Here is a 25,227-nt window from a genome sequence, read left to right on the forward strand (position 1 = left end):
GCGTTGCCTTCGTCCATGGAGAGCAAAGGTGTTAAGGGCATTTTTATGCGGCAGCCTTGATGATCGGTATAGAGATCCTGCTAATTTCTTGCCTGATCCGCCGAGCCTTGGTGTGCCTGTATGGCTAGTCGTTCAGGGTCGGGCTACATTGGTCAGAGGGAATATCAATCGGATCAAAGGCATTGCAGGGGAGATTGGAAGTGGTGAACGAAGCGTTGGTGCAGATGATTGATCGCTGGACCGCTGGCCTCAGGGATTGCCCAACACCGATTCCCAATTTGAGCCTGTGGCGGCGCGAGAGACCGGAGCCGCCGGCCATCTGTCTGGTAGCGCCGAGCATCGTGCTCGTTGTTCAGGGCGCAAAGAAAATGTGGGTCGGCGACGAAGCCTACGAATACGACGGCAAGCGCTTCCTGATCACTTCGCTCGACATTCCTGCCAACTCCGAAGTGCTCACCGCCAGCCCGGAAAGGCCGTGCCTTGGATTGGTGCTGAGTCTGGATCTGAGAATGCTGGCGGAGCTGATTTCGCAAGGCCATCAGCCGCCACCCGCCGAGCGCTCCGGCGAGCAGGGCATGAGCGTCGGTACGGTTACACAGCGGCTCATCAAGCCCTTTGAGCGCCTGCTCGATTTACTTGATGAACCGGACTCCATCCCCGTTCTGGCGCCGCTGATCCAGCGGGAAATCCACTATCGCCTGTTGATGAGCGATCAGGCTGCGCTCCTGTGGCAGATCACCTCGGCAGGCAGCCAGAGCCAGCGGGTGGCCAAGGCGATTGACTGGTTGAAGGTGAACTACGCCTCGCCCTTGCGCATCGAAGATCTCGCCTCGCGGGTGCAAATGAGCACATCGAGCCTGCATCACCACTTTCGCAAACTCACCGCAATGAGTCCCTTGCAGTATCAGAAATGGATGCGGCTCAATGAAGCCAAACGCCTGATGCTGAACGAAGCCATGGACGCCACGAGTGCCGCATTCCAGGTGGGCTATGAGAGCCCCTCGCAATTCAATCGCGAATACAGCCGGATGTTCGGAATCTCCCCCAAGCGCGACGTCGTTACCTTGCGCGGCGAGGCTGAGAGAAGGAAGCAGGCGGTGGCGAAGTCGGTCTAGTCGGTGTCGCTAGCTGCCCAAGGCTAGCAGGCCGTCGGTCGACGATTGTTTCCCTGCCGCCGACTCTCCGTGGATGGAATGCCTGCTTTGCTCAGGCCAGGAGCGCCCCCAGCCACGTGAAGAAGTTCTTGCCCCGCGGGTACTGCTCGCCGGAGCGTGAAAGATAATGTCATAATTCCGGGGTCAGACACACCAACGTTTGCCTCTTCGGTCATCCCCATCGTCATTCGTTGGCCTTCTCTAAATGCTCAGGAGTCATTCCGTGTTCAACAAATCGTTCATTTGCGCCGCGCTCAGCTCGTTGGCGACTTTGGCGCATGCACAACAGTTCTTTAGGGCTCCCGGCCTGGAGGATATATCCAAATCGCCCAGTGGCAGCCTTGAATTCTCTGCCTTCTATTCAGTGGTGTTAGTCGTCATTCCGCCTATCCTGCTTGGTGCTGGCATCTTTAATACCTTGAAAGCCTCCGTCCACCACATCGAGCACTCACCGCACAACGCCCAGGTGACCTTGAATCACGCCGGCCCGGAGTCACAGCAAACCGTTGTACAGATACCGCAGAAGATGCTGAACGAGGCCAATGTGACCGTCGGCACGGAAGTGCAACTGACGCGTGTGGAAGGCGGTATTCAACTCGCCGCTCACGGCAAGCCTTTTGCCGTCGCTCTGGATTCGGAAGGCGTTGCGAGACTTCGCCGTGAGCAAATACCGCAGTGATCCCGCTCTCGATGATTTCGTTGTGCAGGCTGCCGGCAGTGGTCCTCCTGGCACTTGTACTTCTCCCTTGCGCGCCTTGTTTTGCAGGGCAACCATGCGCCGCGGCCCAGCTACCCACGCCGCAGGCGCTGGTGGCAATGCTGGACATGGCGGCTACGCTGGAGCGGGCGCTGGATGCCACAGAGGCTCAGGTCGTCATCATTGGCCGCGTGGGGCAGGATCTATCGCGGTGGGGAATGAAATACTCCCATGCGGCCATCGCCTGGAAAGCCAATCCGCTGGTTCGCTGGGGTGTGGTGCATCTGCTCAATGAATGCGGCACTGCCGACTCTCACCTGTATCGCGAGGGCTTGGGCGCGTTTTTTACCGACGTCATCGCCTACAACGCCTTGGTGCTTGTGCCTTCTGCCGCTGCGCAAGCGCGGATTGCCCAGAGTCTGAGCGATGGCAGTGCGGCCCGTCTGCACTCGCCGCGCTACAACATGGTGGCTTATCCCTTTTCGGATAAATACCAAAACTCCAATCAATGGGTCCTGGAGACGCTGGCATTGGCCAAAATGAATACGGGAGCCCCGGCCCCTCGGGCCTCCTCGCGTTCTTCCGTTCAAGCATGGTTGCGCGAAAAGCACTTTGCGCCGCAGCGCGTGGAAATAGGGCTTCTCAAGCGATTGGGGGCCGATATTTTCCGTGCCAATGTGACTTTCGACGACCAGCCTACGGGGCAACGGATGGCCGGGCAGATCGATACCATCTCAGTGGAATCGATTCAGCACTTCTGGCGTGAGATCGATCCCGGCTCGTCAGCGTTCGTCGTACGTTTGCCTTGAGGTGCTCAGCTTTACTCTAGGGCCGGCTAGAACCATCTGGCTGGCGCGGGGCCTTCTGGGCCTTTTACAAGGCTCCCATCGAGGGACCGCTTGATTCTTTCTTTATCCTCTCCATTTACCAAAAAGAACACCATGGCTAAACGCGCGATCATCCGCGAAGGCGATCCCACCTCGCATGGCGGTACTGTACTTGAGGCGTTCCCCACATTTAGCATCTATGGCAAGAATGCCGTCGGTGTTGGTCACCGTGGTTACTGCCCGTTATGTAAGACAACTTTCACCATCGTCTCGGGGGCAAGAAACTACACGTTCATGGACAAGAACGTGGCGGTCGAAGGAATGCATACATCTTGCGGTGCGGTGCTGATCGCAACGCAAGGGCAAGCGACACTAGACGATGCGCTGGGCGCTAACCCCATACTGGCCAACGCGCCGTCCAGCAGAACATTGCCATTATCAAGAAATAATGAAACAGCCGCATTTGACGAACAGATCCGCTTTTTCACCGCAGATCGCAATGTCTTGGCTAATACCCGCTACAAATTGACGCTTGAAGACGGCCGCACGGTCGAAGGGACTACCGACTCAACCGGCAGAACCGCGCGAATCACGACAGATACTCCTACTACCATTACCTGCGCCGAGTTCTACCCCGATACGGTCTATGGCTGTGCCTGCCAGGTTGAACACATGTGTGAGGCTGAAGGGCGCGGGCCTGCTCCGGCTCTAACCACAGACATCAAAGACATAAAAACGAACCCACAAGCTATTGGCTCATCTACGGTCGACCATACCTTGCCCAAGGCAACAGACACGCGGAACATGACCGCAGGCGAGATTGCCATGGCACAGACTGTCTTCAAGAGTTCGCTGGATTACAGCGCGGTAAAAATCCACCGAGGAGGATTATTTGGTCAGCCAAGCCGCTCGGGCAATGCCATGACGCCGAGAGGTGAGATTCATTTTCCTGACAAAGACTACAAGGAAGATTTTTCGATTGAAATTCGAGAAAACAAGATTTGGTTCATCCACGAAATGACTCATGTGTGGCAATACCAACTTGGATATAACGTGGTATTCGGCGGCATGACGATTGGCTTAAAAGGAGGATACTCGGATGATGGGAAGAGGGGCCTCCCATCACCGGCATACCGCTATGATCTTACGGGTGAAGATAAGGGCAAGACAATGTCTCAGTTCAACATGGAGCAGCAGGGTGAACTGGTATCACACTATTTTGGCGTAACTCAATTAGGCATGAACAAAAACATCAATGCGCTAGAGGCTGTCCTAGCTGATTTTCTGAAAAATCCAGCCGACCCGAGCCTTCTACCTATAACCACAAAGATTGAGCCGTGAAATATCTGCTATTAGCAGGACTGGTGCTGGCGGGCAATGGACTGGCAGTGTCAAAGCCATTCGACGCATATGCGGCTGCTGTCATGAAGGACGGCAAGCCTTGTTTCTACTTGCCTCCACCTATCGCGGAAGAGACGCCACATTCTCTGCGTGGGGAAGGGGTGTCCATGGAGGTGTTCGATGACGTTGCTAAAAGGTACAAATGGGAGTCGTGGCTTAAAACACGCCCGAAAGTGAACCCAACGTCGCCTAGTACCTGCATTCCCTACGGTTTTAAATCTCCAGATAAAAACCGAACTCTGGAGGAGCCGCTAACCAACGACACCGCCTATATCTTCGATATGTACGGCGAGTACGGTAGAAACCGGCTCTACTTCTGCATCAAAAAAGATGCTCAGGGAAAAGATTACCTAGCCAAATCCGGCCCGCGAGGAAATTGCTCGTCAGAGCCTCTGTAGAATGCGAGCCCAAACCTCGGGATTCAACAAGATGGGCAGCTACCGGCCGGGCCTTCTTCAAATCGCTGAGTCAGCTGAACAGACTGTCGCTTCTTTCTCTCAGGCGCCTGACGAACCCTGGGCCAGCAGCGCCCCCAGCCGCGTGAAGAAATCCTTGTCCCGCGCGTACTGCTCGCTGGAGATGAACCCCCGCTGGGCCTCCAGCGCAGCCAGGAAGTTGCTGACGATCTGGCGGTAGCTGTCCATGTCGTCGGCCTTGTAGGGGGAGGGCGTGTTGTGGCCGTCGATGCGCAGGCCATACACGGCGTCGTGCATCATCAGGCCATAGGTCATCGCATCGCCATCGGGCATGGCCGCGGTGGCTTGGAACCACGCCTCCCGAACCGCAGCGGGGGCGTCATCGGGCGGGAAGTGGGCGGTCAGGGCCGCCCCGACCTCCTCGAAGCCGTCTCCATTGAGATCCACGCTGAAGCCCTCCGGCAACAGCAGGTTGCGGGCGCCTTCCTCGCTGATCGCCGCCACGTTGATCGGCTCGGCCAGGCAGTGGTTCCTGCGGACGGCCTCCAGCTCCTCGGCCGACAGGCTGCCCAGGAACTGGCGGGCGTTACCCATCGCGCCGCTGCCGTAAGCCTTGTTCAACACCCCTGCATACACGGCCTGGCTGTCGGCGCCCACGTCCCGCAGCGCGGACAACTCCGCGTGGGTCCGCCCGAGAATGGCCTCCAGGGCCTCGGACGACGTGGGGCCCGCCTGGCCAGCCGCCGCCTGCGGCCCGGTCGCGCCCCCGTCGGCAACAACCTTGGCCGCAGCAAAGGCCGACTGGAAGGTCTGGTAGAAACTGCTGTCGGGCGTCTCGGCGTAGCTGTGGCGCTGAGACGCGGTGATCGGTTGCCCTACGGCCCGAATGTCCATTTTCTGCCTCCGTGTCGGTAAGAATTGCCGGTTGGCGGAATCGCTTGCCGGTGTCCTGCGGTGCAGGAGAAATACAACGACATTCAGGCAGAAAGCGTACCTGGATATGGCTCTATTGTTGGCCACCGACGTCCTGATGCTGATAGTCATCGAAGCCGCCCAATTGTCGCGCGCGCTGGACGGCACCGACGTCGCGGTGATGTTCTTTAAAGCTGATCTCGACGGCGCACCAGCCGAGATGGCGTCGCAGCGGAAAGGAATGTGCTGCCTACCGATCTTGCGTCACAGAGCCCCACGGCGCATCATGCTGGGGCTGCTGCAAACAACAGTGGCCGGGCTTGGCGGCCCGGATTACATCGACGGACGACCGCCCCGTGCGGTTTTTTTGTGTCCGGAGCATGGCATCGTCCCTATGGGCGGGCCGTGCGGGAGGGGAAACCCTGCCGGTTTCGATGTACCGGTCCGCCAACCTGCACGGTTCCGCCCCCAGCTTGGCGGCTGAGGAGCGGAGTTACATACCGCTACATCGGAGATTCACCATGTCTTATCTCGTCCGTGCATTCAAACTGGGAAGGGAGGCCTGGCAATGAGCCCGAACCTGACCTTCACCGCCAGCGATCGGCTCTATAGCCTCCATTCGAATGCCAATGCGCTGACCGTTACCGATCAACTCACCGCCAGGCTCGCTCAACTGACTGCCCTGCTGGCCATGACGCGAGGTGAGCAAGGCAAGGCGTTCCGGCTGATGAATGATCAATGGCAAGACAGCTTCATGTGGGCCTGCGGCATGATGGCCATGGAAGTGCAGGAGCTGTTTGGCATTTTGAGTTGTCTGGAAGCCAAGAGCTGCCAGGAATCTGAAGACAAAAGTCATCAGGGGCTCTCAACGTAAGAGCAGGCCATATCGTTCTGGGGCGGGCCTTCGCCCCAGGGCAAGCGCACTTATCTGTCACCCTCTTCAGAATACTCAACTTGGACAGTTCGCAAAAAGGCATCTTCTCTCGTCTTTTGGACGACCCAGGATGGAAATGCCGGCACCGATGCCGCAGATGAGTTGCCTCTGCCTGGTCAGCGACCCGCGCCGTTTCGGCTATGCGCGTCGGTATCCTCTTTAGAAGATCCTGGCGATGGCTGTCTGTGCGGTGCAATGCATCATAAATACCTTTGAAGCAATCGCCTTCTGGGCCGAGAGCAAAGGGACTGGAAAGAGGCAATGAACCAATCTGCCATCCTTTACACCGAACGCTTTGAAGCGGTACGCGAATAGAATCACTACCGACTTCTCCACCGAGCAGCCTGACGGCTGCTCGGTGGAGAAGTCTCTTCAAGCCTCACACACAGAAATTCTGACACTCCCTCTGAGGGAAGCTCATCAAGCCAAAAGCCCAGCTGGCTCAGCTGAACCTTGGCCCCGCTTCCCCCGCCCGCGAAACGCCTGCGGTGACATCCCCGTCCACCCCCTGAAAGCGCGGGAAAAGCTCTTCTCGTTGCTGAACCCCACCAATGCCGAGATCTGTTTGATCGACCTGGAACTACGGTCGAGGAGGTCGATGGCTTGGTCGCGGCGGGTTTCGTCCTTGAGTTGTTGCAGGGAGGCGCCTTCGTCCTGGAGTTGGCGGTGCAGGGTGCGCACGGAGATGTGCAGGTGGCCGGCGACTTGTTCGGCGGTGGCGCTGCGGTTGCCGGCGCTTTGCAGGAACTGGCGGACGCCCTGGACGAGGAGGCGGTCGCGGCGGTATTGCAGCACGGTCAGCGGCAGGGCGCGGTGGAGCATGGCGCGCAAGGCCTGTTCATCGCGGCGGATCGGCAGGCCCAGGTAGCGGGGCTCGAAGCGGATGGCGGCTTGCGGGGCGTCGAAGCGCACCGGGCCGGGGAAGAGGAGTGCGTAGGCGTCGGCGTGGGGCGGGGCGGGGAAGGGGAAAGTGCTTTCCTGCAGCGGGATGCGCGAGTCGATGGCCCAGCAGGCGTAGCCGAGCACGTAGCGCAGCAGGGTGACGAGGCAGAACTCGTGCATGGGGCCGAGGTCGCGTTGGGGCGTGATGCTCAGGCGGGCGGAGGTGGGGGTTATTTCCAGTTCCAGTGCGATGTCGTCGGTGAGCAGGCGGTGGTGGCGGCACCAGCGCTTGAGGGCGACGCCCAGGTCCGGCGAGGTGATCGATGCGCGGCACAGCATGCCGTAGCTGCCCCACGGCAGGCGGCGCGAAAACCAGCCCAGCGCCTCATCGTCGAGTTCCTGCATGGCGTGGCCGGAAATGACCTCCATCTGGGCGGCGGTGACGCGCGCCGCGGGGTCATCCAGCAGGCGCGGGTCGATCTCGGCGCGGGCCAGTGCATTGGCCGGATCACGGCCATAACGGTGGTAGGCGAGCACGATGGCGCGGATGAAGGCAATCGGCGTGGCGGCGCGGCCACCGCTCAAGGAGGCGGGCAGGACGATCTTGGCGGACATGGCGCGGATTCTCGACGCCGGTGGCACGATTTGCAACCTCGATGGCGCCTGCGGCTCCGTGTTCCGGCGTACGCTGGCGATCATTCGGCATGGGCGCTGCAAGCGCGCGCCGTGCTGCCAGACAACGATCAGTGGAGGAGACCCGCCCATGACCATCCCCAGCCTCAACTTCCATCTCGGCGAAACCATCGAGGCCCTGCGCGACACCGTGCAGGCCTTTGCAGCCAAGGAGATCGCCCCGCGCGCCGCGGACGTGGACCGGGACAACCTCTTTCCGGCCGACCTGTGGAAGAAGCTCGGCGACCTGGGCCTGCACGGCATGACGGCGCCGGAGGAATACGGCGGCACCAACATGGGCTACCTGGCGCACATCATCGCGCTGGAAGAGGTGTCCCGCGCGTCGGCCTCGGTGGGCCTGTCCTACGGCGCGCACTCCAACCTGTGCATCAACCAGATCCGCCGCAACGGCACCGAGGCGCAGAAGCAGAAATACCTGCCCAAGCTGATCTCCGGCGACCACGTGGGCGCGCTGGCGATGAGCGAGCCGAACGCTGGCTCCGACGTGGTGAGCATGAAGCTGCGCGCCGACAGGAAGGGCGACCGCTACGTCCTCAACGGCTCCAAGATGTGGATCACCAATGGCGGCGACGCCGACACGCTGGTGGTGTACGCCAAGACCGACATTGAAGCCGGCGCCAAGGGCATGACCGCCTTCATCATCGAGAAGGGCATGAAGGGCTTCACCCATGGCACCCACCTGGACAAGCTGGGCATGCGCGGCTCCAACACCTTCCCGCTGTTCTTCGACGACGTGGAGGTGCCGGAAGAAAACGTGCTCGGCGGCGTGGGCAACGGCACCAAGGTGCTGATGAGCGGCCTCGACTACGAGCGCGCGGTGCTGTGCGGCGGCCCGCTGGGGATCATGGCGGCCTGTATGGATGAAGTCGTGCCCTATCTGCACGAGCGCAAGCAGTTCGGCCAGAGCATCGGCGAGTTCCAGCTGATGCAGGGCAAGCTGGCCGATATGTACTCCACCTGGATGGCGACCCGCGCCTATGTGTATGCGGTGGGCCAGGCCTGTGACAAGACCGACCACGCCCGCACGCTGCGCAAGGACGCGGCCGGGGCGATCCTGTATTCCGCGGAGAAGGCCACCTGGATGGCCGGCGAGGCGATCCAGACTCTCGGCGGCGTCGGCTACACCAACGACTACGCCACCGGCCGCCTGTGGCGCGACGCCAAGCTGTACGAGATCGGCGCCGGCACCAGCGAGATCCGCCGCATGCTGATCGGCCGCGAACTCTTCTCCGAAACGGCCTGAACGGAGCTGCAGCGATGACCGTCATCAAATCCAGCATCAATCCCCGCTCGCCGGAATTCCAGGCCAACGCGGAAGCCATGGGGCGCATCGTCGCCGACCTGCGCGAAAAGGCCGGCCAGGTGTCCCTCGGCGGCGGCGAAGCGGCCCGCGCCAAGCACGTGGCCCGCGGCAAGCTGCTGCCCCGCGACCGGGTGGACCATCTGCTCGATCCGGGCACGGCCTTCCTCGAGATCGGCCAGCTGGCCGCCTACGGCATGTACGGCGGCGACGCGCCGTCGGCCGGGGTGATTGCCGGCATCGGCCGGGTCAGCGGCGTGGAGTGCATGATCGTCGCCAACGACGCCACCGTGAAGGGCGGCACCTACTACCCGATGACGGTGAAGAAGCACCTGCGCGCCCAGGAGATCGCCCAGCAGAACAAGCTGCCGTGCCTCTACCTGGTGGATTCCGGCGGCGCCTTCCTGCCCAAGCAGGACGAAGTGTTTCCGGACCGGGACCACTTCGGGCGGATCTTCTTCAACCAGGCCAACATGTCCGCCGAGGGCATCCCGCAGATCGCGGTGGTGATGGGCTCGTGCACGGCTGGTGGCGCCTATGTGCCGGCGATGAGCGACGAGACCATCATCGTCAAGAACCAGGGCACCATCTTCCTCGGCGGTCCGCCGCTGGTGAAGGCGGCGACCGGCGAGGTGGTGACGGCCGAAGACCTGGGTGGTGGCGACGTGCATACGCGCATCTCCGGCGTGGCCGACCATCTGGCCGAGAACGACACCCACGCGCTGCACATCGCGCGGCGCATCGTCGGCACCCTGAACCGGACCAAGCCGACGGACCTCAAGCTCGCCGACGCGGAAGAGCCGCTGTACGACCCGGCCGAGATCTACGGAATCATCCCCACCGACACCCGCAAGCCCTACGACGTGCGCGAGGTGATCGCCCGCATCGTCGATGGCTCGCGCTTCGACGAGTTCAAGGCTCGCTACGGCACCACGCTGGTCACTGGCTTCGCGCACCTCTACGGCATGCCGGTGGGCATCGTCGCCAACAACGGCATCCTGTTCGGCGAGTCGGCCCAGAAGGGCGCCCACTTCATTGAGCTGTGCGCCCAGCGCGGCGTGCCGCTGGTCTTCCTGCAGAACATCACCGGCTTCATGGTCGGCCGCAAGTACGAAAACGGCGGCATCGCCAAGGACGGCGCCAAGATGGTCACCGCTGTCGCCACGGCGCAGGTGCCCAAGCTGACGGTGCTGATCGGCGGCAGCTTCGGCGCCGGCAACTACGGCATGTGCGGCCGTGCTTACAGCCCGCGCTTCCTGTGGATGTGGCCGAACAGCCGCATCTCGGTGATGGGCGGCGAGCAGGCGGCCAGCGTGCTGTCCACCGTGCGCCGCGAGGGCATCGAGGCCAAGGGCGGCAGCTGGAGCCGCGACGAGGAGGAGGCTTTCAAGTCGCCGATCCGTCAGCAGTACGAGGACCAGGGTCATCCGTACTACGCCACCGCCCGCCTGTGGGACGACGGTGTCGTCGATCCGGCCCAGACCCGCCGCGTGCTGGGCCTGTCCCTGTCGGCCAGCCTCAACGCACCGATCCAGCCGACCCGCTTCGGCGTGTTCCGGATGTAAGGAGCCGCCATGTACGAGACGCTGGAAATCCTCCGCGACGGCCCTGTCGCGACGATCTGGATGAACCGCCCGGAGGTGCATAACGCCTTCAACGAGCTGCTCATCTTTGAGCTCACCGCCGCCTGTCAGGTTCTCGACGCGGACGGCAGCGTGCGCGTGGTGGTGCTCGCCGGGCGCGGCAAGAGCTTCTCGGCAGGCGCCGACCTCAACTGGATGAAGCGCGCCGGCGCGGCCACGGTGGACGAGAACCTCGCCGACGCGCGGCGCCTGGCCGGCATGCTGCGGGTGCTTGCCGAGCTGCGCAAACCCACGCTGGCCCGCGTGCATGGCGCGGCCCTCGGCGGCGGCATGGGGCTGGCGGCGGCCTGCGACATCTGCGTGGCCGGCGAGGGCGCGGTGTTCGCCACGTCGGAGGTGAAGTTCGGGATCATCCCGTCGGCCATCAGCCCCTACGTGCTGCGCGCCATCGGTGCGCGCCAGGCCTACCGCTATTTCCAGAGCGCCGAGCGGATCTCCGCGACACGGGCTTATGAACTGGGCCTCGCCCACGAGGCAGTGCCGGCCGATGGGCTGGACGCCAAGGTGGGCGAGATCGTCACCGCGCTGCTGCAGGGCGGTCCGCTGTCCCAGGGCGCCGCCAAGGACCTGATCCGCGCGGTGGCCGACAGGCCCGTCGATGACGCCCTGGTCGAAGACACCGCCCGCCGCATCGCCAGCCTGCGCGCCACGCCGGAAGCCCGTGAAGGCCTCGCTGCCTTCCTCGACAAGCGGCCGGCGGCGTGGATCGCGGATAAACAATAAGAAGGGAGACAGCATGTTCAACAAGATCCTGATCGCCAATCGGGGGGAGATAGCCTGCCGCGTCATCAAGACGGCGCGGCGGCTCGGTATCAAGACGGTGGCGGTGTATTCCGAGGTGGACGCGGGCGCGCGCCATGTGCGTCTGGCCGACGAGGCGGTGCTGATCGGGCCGGCGGCGGCACGGGAGAGCTATCTGGTGATCGAGCGGATCATCGACGCCGCCAGGCAGACTGGCGCCCAGGCGATCCATCCGGGCTATGGCTTCCTGTCGGAAAACGAGGACTTCTGCCATGCCTGCGAGCAGGCCGGCATCGTCTTCATCGGGCCGCCGGTGTCGGCGATCCGCGCGATGGGCTCCAAGTCGGAAGCCAAGAAGCTGATGGAAAAGGCCCACGTGCCGCTGACCCCCGGCTACCACGGCGACCACCAGGAGCCGGGTTTCCTCAACGTACAGGCGGACGCCATCGGCTACCCGGTGCTGATCAAGGCGGCCTCCGGCGGTGGCGGCAAGGGCATGCGGCTGGTGGAGCGCAGCGAGGACTTCCTCGACGCGCTGGCGTCCTGCAAGCGCGAGGCGGCGTCCAGCTTCGGCAGCGACCATGTGCTGGTCGAGAAATACCTGACCCGGCCGCGCCACATCGAGATCCAGGTTTTCGGCGACACGCTGGGCAACTACGTCTATCTGTTCGAGCGGGACTGCTCCGTGCAGCGCCGCCACCAGAAGGTGCTCGAAGAAGCGCCGGCGCCGGGCATGCCGGCGGAGCGCCGCGCAGCGATGGGCAAGGCCGCGGTCGATGCGGCGCGGGCGGTGGGCTATGTGGGCGCTGGCACGGTGGAATTCATCGCAAACCAGGACGGCAGCTTCTACTTCATGGAGATGAACACCCGCCTGCAGGTTGAGCATCCGGTGACCGAGATGATCACCGGCCTCGACCTGGTCGAGTGGCAGCTCCGCGTGGCAGCCGGCGAGCCCTTGCCACTGGTCCAGGAGCAGCTGGCGATCAACGGCCACGCGCTGGAGGCGCGCATCTACGCGGAAGACCCGTCCAAGGGCTTCCTGCCTTCCACCGGCAAGCTGCTGCATCTGGCACCGCCGGAAGAGGGCATGCATGTGCGCGTGGATACCGGCGTGGAGGAGGGCGACGAGATTTCGCCCTTCTACGATCCGATGATCGCCAAGCTGATCGTCTGGGACGTGAACCGCGACCGGGCCCTGGCGCGCATGCTGCAGGCGCTGGCCGAATACCGGGTCGTCGGTGTCGCCAACAACATCGAGTTCCTGTCGCGCCTGACGGCCTGCCCGGCCTTCGCCAACGCGGACCTGGACACCGGCCTGATCGAGCGCGAGAAGGACTATCTCTTCCCGGCCCAGCAGCAGCCGACCCGCGAAGCCTGGCTGGCCGTGGCGCTGGCCGGGCTGCTGCGGGAACGCCAGCGCGCGGCAGCCATGGCGGCGCGGCACCCCGAGCCAGCGTCGCCGTGGCACCGGCGCGACGGCTGGCGCATGAACGCCCCGGCGGCCCGCAACCTGATGTTCCGCTTCGGCGACGTGCAGAAGACCCTGCGTGTGGCGGCCCACGGCGAGCGCTTCGACATCACGCTGGATGACGTGACGAGCGCGGTGAGCGGTAGCCTCAACCCGCGCGGCCTGCTGCGGGCCGAGTTCGACGGCCTGCGCACCACCGCGACGGTGGTGGTGGCCGGCGAGCGGCGCCACGTCTTCGGGCACGGCCACACCTGGCAGTTTGCTGCGGTGGACCCGCTGCACCACAGCGGCGAAGGCGGCGGGGCCGAAGGCGGCCTGCTGGCGCCCATGCCCGGCAAGGTCATCGCGCTTCTGGCCGAGGCCGGTGCCACGGTGGCCAAGGGCGCGCCGCTGCTGATCCTGGAGGCGATGAAAATGGAGCACACCATCACCGCACCCTCCGCCGGCCTCGTCAAGGCCTTCCACTTCGCCGTTGGCGACCAGGTGGGCGACGGCGCCGAACTGGTGGAGTTCGAGGCGGTAACAGAGTAAGGAAACGCCACTGACAGTTTCAATCCGCCAGCCCGCGCAGACGGGAGCGGAACGCAGCAATCCACAACCAAGATGTGAGGAGACCCATGAACGCGCTGAGCTACGTCCACGGAGCATCGAACAAAGCCCTGATCGGCCAGACGATTGGCCGCCATTTCGACCTGGCCTGCGCCCTGCACGCCGAGCGGGAGGCGCTGGTGGTACGCCACCAGAACGTGCGCCTCAGTTATGCGGAGCTGCGCCTGAAGGTTGATGCGCTGGCCTGCGGCCTGCGTCGCCTGGGCCTGCAGCCGGGGGAGCGGATCGGCATCTGGTCCCAGAACCGGCTGGAATGGACCCTGACCCAGTTCGCCACCGCCAAGGCCGGCCTGGTGCTGGTGAACATCAACCCGGCCTACCGGCGCAGCGAGCTGGAGTACGCGCTGAACAAGGTCGGCTGCCGCGCGCTGATTCTGTCGCCGGCCTTCAAGAGCAGTGACTACCTGGAAATGCTGGCCGATCTGGCACCGGAGCTGGGCCATTGCGAGCCGGGCCTGCTGCGCGCCCACAAGCTGCCGAGTCTGGAGATCGTCATCCGCCTGGGCGCCGAGCACACGCCGGGCATGCTCAACTTCGACAGCCTGTGCGCGGCGCCGAGCCGCGACGAGCTGGCGGAGCTGGAAGAGCTGGGCGAGCGCCTGCAGTTCGACGATCCGATCAACATCCAGTTCACATCGGGCACGACCGGCAACCCCAAGGGCGCCACGCTGTCCCACCACAACATCCTCAACAACGGCTATTTCGTCGGCGAGGCGATCCGCCTGGTGCCGGGCGACCGGGTGTGCATTCCGGTGCCGCTGTACCACTGCTTCGGCATGGTGATGGGCAACCTGGGCTGCCTGACCCACGGTGCGACGATGGTCTATCCGGCGGAGGCCTTCGAGCCGCTGGCGGTATTGCAGACGGTGGCCGAGGAGAAGTGCACCGCCAGCTACGGCGTGCCGACGATGTTCATCGCCCAGCTCGACCACCCGGAGTTCGCGCGCTTCGACCTGTCCAGCCTGCGCACCGGCATCATGGCCGGCAGCCCGTGCCCGATCGAGGTGATGAAGCGGGTGATCGAGCGGATGAACATGAGCCAGGTGACCATCGCCTACGGCATGACCGAGACCTCGCCGGTGAGCTTCCAGAGCGCCACCGACGACAGCATCGAGCGGCGCGTTTCTACTGTTGGCCGCGTGCAGCCCCATTGCGAGGTGAAGATCGTCGACAGCGACGGTCGCATCGTGCCGCGCGGCACGCCCGGCGAGCTGTGCACCCGCGGCTACTCGGTGATGCTCGGTTACTGGGGCGACGACGCGAAGACTGCCGAAGCCATCGACAAGGCCGGCTGGATGCACACCGGCGACATCGCGACGCTGGACGAGGAAGGCTTCTGCAACATCGTCGGCCGCAGCAAGGACATGGTGATCCGCGGCGGCGAGAACATCTACCCGCGGGAGATCGAGGAGTTCCTGTACCGCCACCCGAAGGTGCTGGACGTGCAGGTAGTCGGCGTGCCGGACAAGAAGTACGGCGAGGAGCTGTGCGCGTGGATCATCGTGCGCGAAGGGGAACGCCTGACGGAAGAGGACGTGCGCGCCTTCTGTCAGGGGCAGATCGCCCATTACAAGATTCCGCGCTACATCTGCTTCGTGGACAGTTTTCCGATGACGGTGACCGGAAAGATCCAGAAATTCCAGATCCGCGAGAAAATGAAGCAGACCCTCGGCCTCGATGAGGCCGCGACAGCCTGAAGAAGAAAGGAAGCCATGAACCTGCCCCAGCGCGTACGCATCGTCGAAGTCGGCCCCCGCGACGGCTTGCAGAACGAGAAAAAGCTCGTCAGTACCGACACCAAGATCGAACTGATCGCCCGCCTCGGGGCTGCCGGTTTGAAGGCCATCGAGGCGACGGCCTTCGTGTCGCCCAAGTGGGTGCCGCAGATGGGCGACAACGCCGAGGTGATGGCGCGCATCGTGCGCCTGCCCGGCGTCGACTACCCGGTGCTGACGCCCAACCTGAAGGGCTTCGAGGCGGCGCTGGCGGCTGGGGTGAAGGAGGTCGCGGTGTTTGCCGCTGCATCCGAATCCTTCAGCCGCAAGAACATCAACTGTTCGGTTGCCGAGTCGCTGGAGCGCTTCGTGCCTGTACTGGCGGCGGCCCGTGCTGCCGACGTGCGGGTGCGCGGCTACGTGTCCTGCGTGCTGGGCTGCCCCTACGAGGGCGAGGTGGCGCCGGAGGCTGTGGCCGACGTGGCGGCGCGGCTCTATGAAATGGGCTGCTACGAGGTCAGCCTCGGCGACACCATCGGCACCGGCACGCCCGGCAAGACACGCCGCATGCTCGATGCGGTAGCCCGCCGGGTGCCGATGGACAAGCTGGCCGGCCATTACCACGACACCTACGGGCAGGCGCTGGCCAACATCTACGCGTCGCTGGAGGCGGGCGTGGCGACCTTCGACACCTCGATTGCCGGCCTTGGCGGCTGCCCATACGCAGTGGGCGCATCCGGTAACGTGGCGACCGAAGACGTGGTGTACATGCTCGACGGCCTCGGTATCGAGACCGGCATCCAGCTCGATGCGCTGGTGGACACCGCCTGGTGGATCTGCGGGGAAATCGGCCGGGCTTGCGGCTCGAAGGTGTCGCTGGCCCGGCGCGGCTGCGCGGCAGCAGCCTGAAGAACGTGGCCCGGCTGGCCGGGCCACTGCTGCATCGTTTATTCGAAATCCGGCAATTGGGGCCGTGCGACCGGATGGCCGGCGGCGGCCCAGGAATCGAAGCCCCCGGCGAGCGATTCCACCTTCAGGTAGCCCATGTCGAGCAGCGTGGCGGCGGCCAGCGCGGCGCGTCCGCCGGTCTTGCAGTACAGCATGATCTGCAGGTCGCGAGCGGTGAGCTCTGGCGCTGCGCTCATGCGGAACTCCAGCATGCCGCGCGGGATGTTGATGGCGCCGGGGATGTGCCCGCCGGCGTATTCGTCGGGCTCGCGCACATCCAGCAGGATGTTGGCGTCGCGGATGGCCGCGTCGGCCTTGCTCATCTCGATTTCGGTGATCCGCTGCTTGGCGGCGGCGACCAGGTCGTGGGCTGATTTCATGGTTTCCTCGCAAAGGCTTGCGTGACTGGCGTTCGCGCCTGAAGTGCGTGAACGTAGTTTTCGCTTTTGGCTTGGGTTTAATATTAGAAAACACTAATATTAAAATTATAACCCATCCATAAAGGAGGAGACACATGGCCAGGATTGTCGTCGTCGGTGCGGGCATCGGTGGAGTACCCGCGGCTTATGAGCTGAAAGCCCGGCTGGGCAAAGGGCATGAAGTCACGCTCGTCAATGCGAGCGATTACTTCCAGTTCGTTCCCTCCAACCCGTGGGTCGCGGTGGGCACACGCACGCGGGACGCGATCACCGTGCCGCTGCGTCCGCATCTCGAAAAGAAGGGCATCGCCTTCGTGGCGCAGGCTGTTACCGCGGTGCAGCCCGAGCGGAATACGCTGCAACTCCTCGATGGCAGTGCGCTCGAGTACGACTATCTCGTGCTGACGACCGGCCCCAGGCTGGCCTTCGAGGAAGTGCCCGGCGCCGGGCCGGTCGACGGACACACCCATTCGATCTGTACGACCGACCACGCCGAGCGGGCCCACGCGGCTTACCAGGAGTTCCTGCACAACCCCGGTCCGGTGATCGTCGGCGCGATGCCTGGCGCCAGCTGCTTCGGGCCGGCCTACGAATTCGCCTTCATCCTCGACGCGGACTTGCGTCGCCGCAAGCTGCGCCACAAGGTGCCGATCACCTTCGTGACCAGCGAGCCTTACATCGGTCACCTGGGCCTGGGCGGCGTCGGCGATTCCAAGTCCATGCTGGAAAGCGAGTTCCGCAACCACGACATCAAGTGGGTGACGAACGCGAAGACGACCCGCGTGGAGCCGGGCCTGCTGCACACGACGGAGCTCTACGGTCTGGGCAATCCGCTACGGGATCATGAACTGCCCTTCCGCTACGCGATGATGCTGCCGGCCTTCAAGGGCGTCGACGCAGTCGCCGGCGTGGAAGGGCTGTGCAATCCGCGCGGCTTCGTGTTGATCGATGAGCATCAGCGCAGCCGGGCGTACCGCAACATCTTCGCGGCGGGCGTGTGCGTGGCCATCCCGCCGGTGGAGGTGACCCCGGTGGCAACCGGTGCGCCGAAGACTGGCTACATGATCGAGACGATGGTGACCGCCATTGTCGACAACATCGCCGCCGACCTGGAAGGGAAGGAGGCGAAGGCCAAGGGCACCTGGAACGCGATCTGCCTCGCGGACATGGGCGACAGCGGTGCGGCCTTCGTCGCCTTGCCGCAGCTTCCACCGCGCAACGTCAATTGGTTCCGCAAGGGCAAGTGGGTCCATCTGGCCAAGGTCGCCTTCGAGAAGTACTTCCTGCACAAGGTGAAGGCCGGCACCTCCGAGCCGATCTACGAGAAGTACATCCTCAAGGCGCTGGGCATCCTGCGGTTGGAGGGCTCGCAACTCAAAGGGGAGAAGTCCGAAGTGCGATGAAGGGTCGAGGCGGCGGGATGGTCAATCGGCGCAGTGGCCTTCAGCCGGACGCACAGCACAGGGTGTTGTCAGCTTTGTGAAAGCAGGCTTGAGCGACCATGCGTGGGCACGATGTTGCCGTCCCCGGATCAAACGGCCCATATCGTGTGGGAATGCAGCATTTTTCCGCGATCTGCCCGGATAAGTGGGCGCCCCAACTTGCGCAAGCATCGTTGCCTCACTATATTCAGCGACCTTGTAACCCACCCCATCCCAGAGGAGCCTGTAGTTCATGAAAAAGTCCGCCCTGTTGACCGTGTTGTGCGCCGCCGTGCTGGCCGCCTGCTCGTCCAATGCACCGAAGACCGCCGCCACCACCGAGCAACCGGTGGCTGAGGCGTCCAAGGCCGTTCCGGCTCCGGCCCCCGCCCAAGGCGTGTCCGCCGCTGAACTCGAAGCCCGCAAGCTGGCCGCCGAGCGCGCCGAGCTGGCCAAGCAGAGCGTTTACTTCGCCTTCGACAAGTTCAACGTCGAAGCCAAGTACACCGACGTGCTCAAGAGCCAGGCCGCTTTCACCAATGCCCACGCCAGCGACGTGATCAGCATCGAAGGCAACGCCGACGAACGCGGCAGCCGCGAATACAACCTGGCCCTCGGCCAGAAGCGTGCCGAAGCCGTGCGCAAGGCGCTGGTCGTGCTGGGCGTGTCCGACTCCCGTCTGGAGGCTGTCAGCTTCGGTTCCGAGAAGCCCCGCGCCGAGTGCCACGAGGAGAAGTGCTACGCTGAAAACCGTCGCGTGGACTTCAACCACAAAGACAAGTAAGACGTCCCGCTGCCGAAGCAAGCCGCCGGGCGGGAGATCGCCAGGCGCAACCACCGGGCCCAGCAGCCGCTCCCTTTCGGATGCGGTGGCTGGGCCCGGTGGTTTCTGAGGTGTGGAAGCGCGCGTCAGCCGGTGGTGGTGGCGCGTTGCAGCAGCGCGTGCTGCTCGTCGCGACGGCGGGCAAAACGCTGTTGCCAGTCGGACGGCTGCGAGCACAGGCTGACCTGTACGGCGGTGACCTTGTATTCCGGGCAGTTGGTGGCCCAGTCCGAGTTGTCGGTGGTGATCACGTTGGCACCCGACTCGGGGAAGTGGAAGGTGGTGTAGACCACGCCAGGCTGCATGCGCTCGGTGATGGTGGCGCGCAACACCGTCTCGCCGGCCCGGCTGGCGATGCCGACCCAGTCTCCGTCCCGGATGCCCCGGTCTTCCGCGTCCACCGGATGGATCTCCAGCCGGTCCTCGTCGTGCCAAGCCACGTTGGCGGTGCGGCGGGTCTGGGCGCCGACGTTGTACTGGCTGAGGATGCGGCCGGTGGTGAGGATCAGCGGGAAGCGCCGGGTGACCTTCTCGGTGGTCGGCACGAAGGCGGTCAGCATGAAGCGCCCCTTGCCGCGGACGAAGCCGCCCACGTGCATCGTCGGCGTGCCGTCTGGCGCGGCCTCGTTGCATGGCCACTGGATGCTGCCCTTGCGTTCGAGCAGGTCGTAGCTCACGCCGTGGAAGCTGGGCGTCAGGCGGGCGATCTCGTCCATGATCTCGGACGGGTGGCCGTACTGCATCGGGTAGCCCAGCGCGGCGGCCAGTGCCAGCGTGGTCTCCCAGTCCGCCTTGCCGGCCAGCGGCGGCATCACCTTGCGCACTCGGGAGATACGCCGCTCGGCGTTGGTGAAGGTGCCGTCCTTCTCGAGGAAGCTGGAGCCGGGCAGGAAGACGTGGGCCCACTTGGCGGTTTCGTTGAGGAACAGGTCCTGGACAACCACGCACTCCATCTGCGCCATGGCGGCTTCCACGTGCTGGGTGTTGGGGTCGGACTGCACGATGTCCTCGCCCTGGATGTACATGCCCTTAAAGCTGCCATCGAGCGCCGCGTTGAACATGTTGGGGATGCGCAGGCCGGGCTCCGGATCGATGCTGACCTGCCAGGCGTCCTCGAAGAGAGCCCGGGTCGTCGCGTCCGACACGTGGCGGTAGCCGGGCAGTTCGTGCGGGAAGGAGCCCATGTCGCAGCTGCCCTGCACGTTGTTCTGGCCGCGCAGGGGATTGACGCCGACACCGGGCCGGCCGACGTTGCCGGTGGCCATCGCCAGGTTGGCGATGCCCATCACGGTTGTCGAGCCCTGGCTGTGCTCGGTGACACCAAGGCCGTAGTAGATCGCCCCGTTGCCGGCCTGGGCGTACAGACGGGCGGCGGCGCGGATCTCCGCTGCCGGTACGCCGGTGATGGGCTCTGCGGCTTCCGGGGAATTCTCGGGTTGGGACACGAACTCGCGCCAGGCCTCGAAGGCTTCCTGTTCGCAGCGCTCGGCCACGTAGGCGTCGTCCACCAGGCCTTCGGTGACGATGGTGTGGGCCAGCGCATTCACCATCGCCACGTTGGTGCCGGGGCGCAGCTTGAGGTGATGGGCGGCGGCGACGTGGGGCGTGCGTACGAGGTCGATGGCACGCGGATCGACGACGATCAGCTGGGCGCCCTGGCGGATGCGTTTCTTCAGCAGCGAGCCGAACACCGGGTGGCCGTCGGTGGGGTTGGCGCCGATCACCATCACTACGTCGGCCTTCAGCACCGACGCGAAGTCCTGGGTGCCGGCGGACTCGCCCAAGGTTTGCTTGAGGCCGTAGCCGGTCGGCGAATGGCAGACGCGGGCGCAGGTGTCCACGTTGTTGTTGCCGAAGGCGGTGCGGACCAGCTTCTGGACCAGGTAGGTTTCTTCGTTGGTGCAGCGGCTGGACGTGATGCCGCCCACCGCGCCGCGGCCGTACTTGGCCTGGATGCGCTTGAATTCGCCGGCGGCGTAGGCCAGCGCCTCGTCCCAGCTGACCTTCTGCCACGGCGCGTCGATGCTGGGCCGGATCATCGGCGTGGTGATGCGGTCGGCGTGGGTCGCGTAGCCCCAGGCGAAGCGGCCCTTCACGCAGGCGTGGCCTTGGTTGGCACCGCCGTCCTTGGCCGGCACCATGCGCACCACCTGATTGCCCTTGACCTCGGCCTTGAAGGCGCAGCCGACGCCGCAATAGGCGCAGGTGGTGGTGATGCTGCGCTCGGCCTGGCCGAGTTCGATCACCGATTTCTCCATCAGCGTGGCGGTCGGGCAGGCATTCACGCAGGCGCCGCAGGACACGCATTCGGAGTCCATGAAGGCCTGGTCCTGGCCCGGAGACACGCGGGAGTCGAAGCCGCGGCCGGAGATGGTCAGTGCGAAGGTCCCCTGGGTCTCCTCGCAGGCCCGCACGCAGCGGTTGCAGACGATGCACTTGGCCGGGTCGTAGCTGAAGTAGGGGTTGGACTCGTCCTTGCAGGGCTCGCTGAAGTGGTTCTCACCCTTGAAGCCGTAGCGCACCTCGCGCAGGCCGACGACGCCGGCCATGTCCTGCAGCTCGCAGTTGCCGTTGGCGGAGCAGGTCAGGCAGTCGAGTGGGTGGTCGGAGATGTAGAGCTCCATCACGTTGCGGCGCAACTCGGCCAGCTTGGGTGTCTGGGTGCGGACGACCATGCCGGCTTCGACGGGCGTGGTGCATGAGGCCGGGAAGCCCTTGCGGCCTTCCACCTCCACCAGGCACAGGCGGCAGGAGCCGAAGGGTTCCAGGCTGTCGGTGGCGCACAGCTTGGGGATGGAGCAGCCGGACTGGCCGGCGGCGCGCATGATGCTGGTGCCGGCAGGCACGCAGACCGGCTGGCCGTCGATGAGCAGGCTGACCGGGGTGTCGGATTCGCGGGCCGGGGTACCGAAGTCGGTTTCGCGGGGCAGGGACATGGGACGTTCCTTACTCGGCAGTGACCGGCGCGATGCCGAAATCCTGCGGGAAATGGGTGAGGGCGGATTTGACGGGGTAGGGAGCCATGCCGCCCAGCGCGCACAGGGAGCCGTTGAGCATGGTGTCGCACAGGCTGTCGAGGAGGGCCAGGTTGGCGTCCCGCGCCTCGTCGGCGATGATGCGGTCGATGACCTCCACGCCGCGCGTCGAGCCGATGCGGCAGGGCGTGCATTTGCCGCAGGACTCTGTCGCGCAGAACTCCATCGCATAACGGGCCAGCTTTGCCATGTCGGCCGTGTCGTCGAAGGCGACCAGCCCGCCGTGGCCGATCATCGCGCCCATCGCGGCATAGGCTTCGTAATCAAGGGGCACGTCGAACTGGGATTCCGGCACGTAGGCGCCCAGCGGGCCGCCGACCTGCACGGCGCGGATCGGCCGGCCGCTGGCCGAGCCGCCGCCGTAGTCGAGCAGCAACTCGCGCAACGTGATCCCGAAAGCCTTTTCGACGAGGCCGGGGTGGCGCAGGTTGCCGGCCAGCTGGAAGGGCAGCGTGCCGTGGGAGCGGCCCATGCCGTAATCCCGGTAGAAGGCGGCGCCACGGGCGAGGATCAGCGGCACCGCGGCGAGGCTCATCACGTTGTTGATCACCGTCGGCTTGCCGAACAGGCCCTGGATGGCCGGCAGCGGCGGCTTGAAGCGCACGATGCCGCGCTTGCCCTCCAGGCTCTCGAGCATCGCGGTCTCTTCGCCACATACGTAGGCGCCGGCGCCGAGGCGCACCTCCAGCTCGAAGCTGCGGCCAGAGCCGGCCACATCGCTGCCCAGCCAGCCGGCGTCGCGGGCCTTGGCGATGGCCTGCTGCAAGGTATGGAAGGCGTGGGAGTATTCGGAGCGCAGGTAGATGTATCCGTGGCGCGCGCCCACCGCCAGGCCGGCGATGGTCATGCCTTCGATCAGGCAGTAGGGATCGCCTTCCATCAGCATGCGGTCGGAGAAGGTGCCTGAATCGCCTTCGTCGGCGTTGCACACGACGTATTTGTCCGGGCCCGCGGCATGCAGCACGGTGTTCCACTTGATGCCGGTCGGGAAGGCCGCGCCACCGCGCCCGCGCAGGCCGGAGTCGGTGACTTCCTTGACGATGGCGCCGCCGTCCAGGCCGACCGCCTTCAGCAAGCCTTCGAAGCCGCCGTGGGCTTCGTAGTCGGCAAGGGATAGCGGATCGGTGATGCCGACACGGCGGAAGGTCAGGCGCTCCTGGCCAGCGAGGAAGGGAATGTGCTCGGTCAGGCCGTGGCCCAGGCGGTGCATGCCGCCTTCGTGAAAGCCGGCGTCGAACAGGGCCGGCACGTCTTCCGGCGTCACCGGGCCGAAGGCCAGCCGCCCGGCGTGGCTCTCCACCTCCACAAGCGGTTCCAGCCAGTACATGCCGCGGGAGCCGTTGCGGACGACTTCGATGTCGAGACCACGGGTAGCGGCCTCGGCGGCGATGGCCTGGGCCACGTCCTCGGCACCGACCGACAGCGCGCCGGAATCGATGGGAACGAAGATGCGGATGCTCATGCCGGCACCTCTTCGCGCAGTTCCGCAATGACGCGGTCGAAGCGCGCGCAGCTGACACGGCCGAGGATCTCGTCACCAACGCGGATCGCCGGCGAACAGGCGCAGTTGCCGAGGCAATAAACGGGTTCGAGGCTCACCGCGCCGTCCGGCGTGGTCTGGTGCCAGTCGATGCCGAGGCTGCGCTTGGCGTGCTCCTCCAGTGCCACGCCGCCCTTCGCCTGACAGGATTCGGCGCGGCATACCTGGACCACGTGGCGTCCGGGCGGAGTGCTGCGAAAGTGGTGATAGAAACTGACGACGCCGTGGATCTCGGCGCGGCTCTGGTTGAGTGCCTGGGCAATGATCGGAATGGCGTCGGCGGGCACCCAGCCGAGGGCGTCCTGGATGGCGTGGAGGATCGGCAGCAGGGCGCCGCCGCGGTGGTGGTGGCAGTCGACTGCGGCGTGAATCGCAGCGAGCTGGGCGGGAGATACGGAGGTCTCGGACATGGCATTCCTTTGCGCGGTGCGGCAGGTGCCGCACATCGATTCCATCGAGATGGTATCGGCTGCAGGCGCAGGCGGAAAACGGGAAAAGCCGAACGACCGTTCGGAAGTGCCGAAGACTGGGAGCTGTACGCTTCAGTGCGTCAATGATTTCATAAGGATATATTTCGCTTGCATAAATATGCAAACAAGTTAAACTTTGTATCACGACACCTCGACATTCATCTCCTGTTTTGGTGTCGTTCTGTAGATGACTCCCAGCTTTTATCCGGCCGCCCCCCCCTGGCCGGTTTTTTTTTGCCCGTTTCAGGTCCGGCGAGTGCCCCGGAATCCGTCGTTCTCCATTTTTAGCGGATTTGCCTCAATTTTTTTCATTTTTGTTCGCTAACAGTGCCGTCTTCACTGGTTAGGCACAAGAACAATGACGAACATCTCTTCCCGTTTCGAAAGCACCCGGCTCCTGCTCGTCGAACCCTCGGCCCTGCAGGCCAAGATCATCCAGCGGGAATGCGAGGAAATCGGTCTGACTCACGTGCACACCGTCGGCAGCGCCGCCGAGGCGCTGGAGACGATGCGCGTGGAACGGCCTGACGTGGTGCTCAGCGCACTCTATCTGCCGGACTTGCCGGGAACGGAGCTGGTGGCCGCAATGCGCACCGATCTGCGCCTGGAAGACGTGGCTTTCATCCTGATTTCCAGCGAAACCCGTCCGCAGGCGCTGGACCCGGTCCGTCAGGCCGGCCTGTGCGGCATCCTGCCGAAGCCTTTCAACGCATCCCAGCTGGCCAAGGCAATCAGCCGCACACTGGATCTGCTCGGCACCCGGCGCGACCTGGATAACGACATCGATCTGGAGGAGTTGCGCGTGCTGCTGGTGGACGACAGCCCCAATGCGCGCAAATTCATCCGGCGCATCCTGTCCAACCTTGGCCTGCAGCATTTCATCGAGGCGAACAATGGGCGGGAGGCGATGGCGCTGCTTGCCGACACGATGGTCGATCTGATCGTCACCGACTACAACATGCCGGAGATGGACGGGCGCGAATTCGTCGAGTATGTGCGGACCCGCAGCTGGCAGCAGGCGGTGCCGATCCTGATGGTGACCAGCGAATCGGACGCCGGCCGCCTCGCTGCGGTGGAGGAGGCCGGCGTGTCGGGCATCTGCGACAAACCACTGGAGCCCGAGATGCTGCTCGACCTGCTCAGCAACATGCTGCAGCGGGAGTCGGACTGACCCGGAGA

22 protein-coding genes are annotated in these 25,227 nt (G+C 64.3%); 16 read left to right on the plus strand and 6 right to left on the minus strand.

Annotated features, from left to right (window positions below):
• Window positions 1-203: 203 nt before the first annotated feature.
• The 5 genes from B4920_RS22925 (at window position 204) to B4920_RS29005 (ending at window position 4,477) form a co-directional block, all read left to right on the plus strand.
• Complete coding sequence (locus tag B4920_RS22925; RefSeq protein WP_254051028.1) at window positions 204-1,115, plus strand: AraC family transcriptional regulator; 912 nt, start codon at window positions 204-206, stop codon at window positions 1,113-1,115.
• 262 nt (window positions 1,116-1,377) lie between these two features.
• The gene (locus B4920_RS22930) at window positions 1,378-1,833 is read left to right on the plus strand and encodes a hypothetical protein (RefSeq protein ID WP_079437007.1); all 456 of its coding nucleotides are present in this window, start codon (window positions 1,378-1,380) and stop codon (window positions 1,831-1,833) included.
• Window positions 1,834-1,970: 137 nt separating this feature from the next.
• A complete protein-coding gene (locus B4920_RS22935; RefSeq protein ID WP_254051033.1) occupies window positions 1,971-2,660 on the plus strand; it encodes a DUF2145 domain-containing protein in 690 nt (229 codons plus the stop codon).
• Window positions 2,661-2,792: 132 nt separating this feature from the next.
• A complete protein-coding gene (locus B4920_RS22940) occupies window positions 2,793-4,019 on the plus strand; it encodes a PAAR domain-containing protein (RefSeq protein ID WP_079437009.1) in 1,227 nt (408 codons plus the stop codon).
• Window positions 4,016-4,477 carry a hypothetical protein gene (locus tag B4920_RS29005; protein WP_139379602.1) on the plus strand — a complete coding sequence of 154 codons (462 nt, stop codon included), beginning with the start codon at window positions 4,016-4,018 and terminating at the stop codon, window positions 4,475-4,477. The genes B4920_RS22940 and B4920_RS29005 overlap by 4 nt, the downstream gene beginning before the upstream one ends.
• A 99-nt stretch (window positions 4,478-4,576) precedes the next feature.
• Here B4920_RS29005 and B4920_RS22945 read toward each other — a convergent pair whose 3' ends face one another.
• The gene (locus B4920_RS22945; RefSeq protein ID WP_079437010.1) at window positions 4,577-5,389 is read right to left on the minus strand and encodes a hypothetical protein; all 813 of its coding nucleotides are present in this window, start codon (window positions 5,387-5,389) and stop codon (window positions 4,577-4,579) included.
• Between the two features lie 118 nt (window positions 5,390-5,507).
• On the opposite strand from B4920_RS22945, the gene B4920_RS22950 reads away from it, so the two are divergent.
• Window positions 5,508-5,891: a hypothetical protein gene (locus B4920_RS22950; RefSeq protein WP_139379603.1), complete on the plus strand. Its 384-nt coding sequence runs from the start codon at window positions 5,508-5,510 to the stop codon at window positions 5,889-5,891.
• 84 nt (window positions 5,892-5,975) lie between these two features.
• Window positions 5,976-6,281, plus strand: a complete 306-nt coding sequence (locus tag B4920_RS22955; protein ID WP_079437012.1) for a hypothetical protein — start codon at window positions 5,976-5,978, stop codon at window positions 6,279-6,281.
• Window positions 6,282-6,761: 480 nt separating this feature from the next.
• On the opposite strand, the gene B4920_RS22960 is transcribed toward B4920_RS22955, so the two are convergent.
• The gene (locus B4920_RS22960; RefSeq protein ID WP_079437013.1) at window positions 6,762-7,838 is read right to left on the minus strand and encodes an AraC family transcriptional regulator; all 1,077 of its coding nucleotides are present in this window, start codon (window positions 7,836-7,838) and stop codon (window positions 6,762-6,764) included.
• Window positions 7,839-7,986: 148 nt separating this feature from the next.
• Between B4920_RS22960 and B4920_RS22965 the strand changes: the two genes are divergently transcribed.
• From B4920_RS22965 to B4920_RS22990, 6 genes are all read left to right on the plus strand, one after another.
• Window positions 7,987-9,159 (plus strand): isovaleryl-CoA dehydrogenase, encoded by a 1,173-nt coding sequence (locus tag B4920_RS22965; protein WP_079437014.1) that lies wholly within the window; start codon window positions 7,987-7,989, stop codon window positions 9,157-9,159.
• A gap of 14 nt (window positions 9,160-9,173) precedes the next feature.
• On the plus strand, window positions 9,174-10,781 hold the full coding sequence (locus B4920_RS22970) for a carboxyl transferase domain-containing protein (protein ID WP_079437015.1): 1,608 nt from the start codon (window positions 9,174-9,176) through the stop codon (window positions 10,779-10,781).
• 9 nt (window positions 10,782-10,790) lie between these two features.
• Window positions 10,791-11,582 carry an enoyl-CoA hydratase/isomerase family protein gene (locus tag B4920_RS22975; RefSeq protein WP_079437016.1) on the plus strand — a complete coding sequence of 264 codons (792 nt, stop codon included), beginning with the start codon at window positions 10,791-10,793 and terminating at the stop codon, window positions 11,580-11,582.
• A 13-nt stretch (window positions 11,583-11,595) separates the two neighbouring features.
• The gene (locus B4920_RS22980) at window positions 11,596-13,599 is read left to right on the plus strand and encodes an acetyl/propionyl/methylcrotonyl-CoA carboxylase subunit alpha (protein WP_079437017.1); all 2,004 of its coding nucleotides are present in this window, start codon (window positions 11,596-11,598) and stop codon (window positions 13,597-13,599) included.
• A gap of 86 nt (window positions 13,600-13,685) precedes the next feature.
• On the plus strand, window positions 13,686-15,374 hold the full coding sequence (locus B4920_RS22985) for an AMP-binding protein (protein ID WP_079437018.1): 1,689 nt from the start codon (window positions 13,686-13,688) through the stop codon (window positions 15,372-15,374).
• A gap of 15 nt (window positions 15,375-15,389) precedes the next feature.
• Window positions 15,390-16,301 carry a hydroxymethylglutaryl-CoA lyase gene (locus B4920_RS22990; protein ID WP_079437019.1) on the plus strand — a complete coding sequence of 304 codons (912 nt, stop codon included), beginning with the start codon at window positions 15,390-15,392 and terminating at the stop codon, window positions 16,299-16,301.
• A gap of 38 nt (window positions 16,302-16,339) precedes the next feature.
• Here B4920_RS22990 and B4920_RS22995 read toward each other — a convergent pair whose 3' ends face one another.
• Window positions 16,340-16,720, minus strand: a complete 381-nt coding sequence (locus B4920_RS22995) for a rhodanese-like domain-containing protein (protein WP_079437020.1) — start codon at window positions 16,718-16,720, stop codon at window positions 16,340-16,342.
• A gap of 134 nt (window positions 16,721-16,854) precedes the next feature.
• Here B4920_RS22995 and B4920_RS23000 point away from each other — a divergent pair, with 134 nt between their 5' ends.
• Window positions 16,855-18,162, plus strand: coding sequence for an NAD(P)/FAD-dependent oxidoreductase (locus B4920_RS23000; RefSeq protein WP_079437021.1), 1,308 nt, complete (start codon window positions 16,855-16,857; stop codon window positions 18,160-18,162).
• 271 nt (window positions 18,163-18,433) lie between these two features.
• A complete protein-coding gene (gene pal / locus B4920_RS23005) occupies window positions 18,434-18,964 on the plus strand; it encodes a peptidoglycan-associated lipoprotein Pal (RefSeq protein ID WP_079437022.1) in 531 nt (176 codons plus the stop codon).
• Between the two features lie 125 nt (window positions 18,965-19,089).
• On the opposite strand, the gene fdhF is transcribed toward pal, so the two are convergent.
• The 3 genes from fdhF to B4920_RS23020 are packed head-to-tail and all read right to left on the minus strand — an operon-like array spanning window position 19,090 to window position 23,988.
• Window positions 19,090-21,939, minus strand: coding sequence for a formate dehydrogenase subunit alpha (gene fdhF, locus B4920_RS23010; protein ID WP_079437023.1), 2,850 nt, complete (start codon window positions 21,937-21,939; stop codon window positions 19,090-19,092).
• A 10-nt stretch (window positions 21,940-21,949) separates the two neighbouring features.
• Entirely contained in the window at window positions 21,950-23,500 is a 1,551-nt protein-coding gene (locus B4920_RS23015; RefSeq protein ID WP_079437024.1) for an NADH-quinone oxidoreductase subunit NuoF, read from the minus strand.
• A complete protein-coding gene (locus tag B4920_RS23020) occupies window positions 23,497-23,988 on the minus strand; it encodes a formate dehydrogenase subunit gamma (RefSeq protein ID WP_079437025.1) in 492 nt (163 codons plus the stop codon). The genes B4920_RS23015 and B4920_RS23020 overlap by 4 nt, the downstream gene beginning before the upstream one ends.
• A 418-nt stretch (window positions 23,989-24,406) precedes the next feature.
• On the opposite strand from B4920_RS23020, the gene B4920_RS23025 reads away from it, so the two are divergent.
• A complete protein-coding gene (locus B4920_RS23025) occupies window positions 24,407-25,219 on the plus strand; it encodes a response regulator (protein WP_079437026.1) in 813 nt (270 codons plus the stop codon).
• Window positions 25,220-25,227 lie beyond the last annotated feature (8 nt).

The organism is Zoogloea sp. LCSB751, from assembly GCF_002028455.1.
Taxonomy (GTDB): domain Bacteria; phylum Pseudomonadota; class Gammaproteobacteria; order Burkholderiales; family Rhodocyclaceae; genus Zoogloea.

Excerpts from the sequence above, each read along its gene's own strand:
- B4920_RS23015 (WP_079437024.1), bottom strand. The coding sequence starts at position 23,500 with ATGAGCATCCGCATCTTCGTTCCCATCGATTCCGGCGCGCTGTCGGTC.
- B4920_RS22985 (WP_079437018.1), top strand. The coding sequence starts at position 13,686 with ATGAACGCGCTGAGCTACGTCCACGGAGCATCGAACAAAGCCCTGATC.
- B4920_RS23025 (WP_079437026.1), top strand. The coding sequence starts at position 24,407 with ATGACGAACATCTCTTCCCGTTTCGAAAGCACCCGGCTCCTGCTCGTC.
- B4920_RS22995 (WP_079437020.1), bottom strand. The coding sequence starts at position 16,720 with ATGAAATCAGCCCACGACCTGGTCGCCGCCGCCAAGCAGCGGATCACC.
- B4920_RS22980 (WP_079437017.1), top strand. The coding sequence starts at position 11,596 with ATGTTCAACAAGATCCTGATCGCCAATCGGGGGGAGATAGCCTGCCGC.
- B4920_RS22945 (WP_079437010.1), bottom strand. The coding sequence starts at position 5,389 with ATGGACATTCGGGCCGTAGGGCAACCGATCACCGCGTCTCAGCGCCAC.
- B4920_RS23020 (WP_079437025.1), bottom strand. The coding sequence starts at position 23,988 with ATGTCCGAGACCTCCGTATCTCCCGCCCAGCTCGCTGCGATTCACGCC.
- B4920_RS22960 (WP_079437013.1), bottom strand. The coding sequence starts at position 7,838 with ATGTCCGCCAAGATCGTCCTGCCCGCCTCCTTGAGCGGTGGCCGCGCC.
- B4920_RS22970 (WP_079437015.1), top strand. The coding sequence starts at position 9,174 with ATGACCGTCATCAAATCCAGCATCAATCCCCGCTCGCCGGAATTCCAG.
- fdhF (WP_079437023.1), bottom strand. The coding sequence starts at position 21,939 with ATGTCCCTGCCCCGCGAAACCGACTTCGGTACCCCGGCCCGCGAATCC.
- B4920_RS22955 (WP_079437012.1), top strand. The coding sequence starts at position 5,976 with ATGAGCCCGAACCTGACCTTCACCGCCAGCGATCGGCTCTATAGCCTC.
- B4920_RS22975 (WP_079437016.1), top strand. The coding sequence starts at position 10,791 with ATGTACGAGACGCTGGAAATCCTCCGCGACGGCCCTGTCGCGACGATC.
- B4920_RS22990 (WP_079437019.1), top strand. The coding sequence starts at position 15,390 with ATGAACCTGCCCCAGCGCGTACGCATCGTCGAAGTCGGCCCCCGCGAC.
- B4920_RS22940 (WP_079437009.1), top strand. The coding sequence starts at position 2,793 with ATGGCTAAACGCGCGATCATCCGCGAAGGCGATCCCACCTCGCATGGC.
- B4920_RS23000 (WP_079437021.1), top strand. The coding sequence starts at position 16,855 with ATGGCCAGGATTGTCGTCGTCGGTGCGGGCATCGGTGGAGTACCCGCG.
- B4920_RS22965 (WP_079437014.1), top strand. The coding sequence starts at position 7,987 with ATGACCATCCCCAGCCTCAACTTCCATCTCGGCGAAACCATCGAGGCC.
- pal (WP_079437022.1), top strand. The coding sequence starts at position 18,434 with ATGAAAAAGTCCGCCCTGTTGACCGTGTTGTGCGCCGCCGTGCTGGCC.
- B4920_RS22935 (WP_254051033.1), top strand. The coding sequence starts at position 1,971 with ATGCTGGACATGGCGGCTACGCTGGAGCGGGCGCTGGATGCCACAGAG.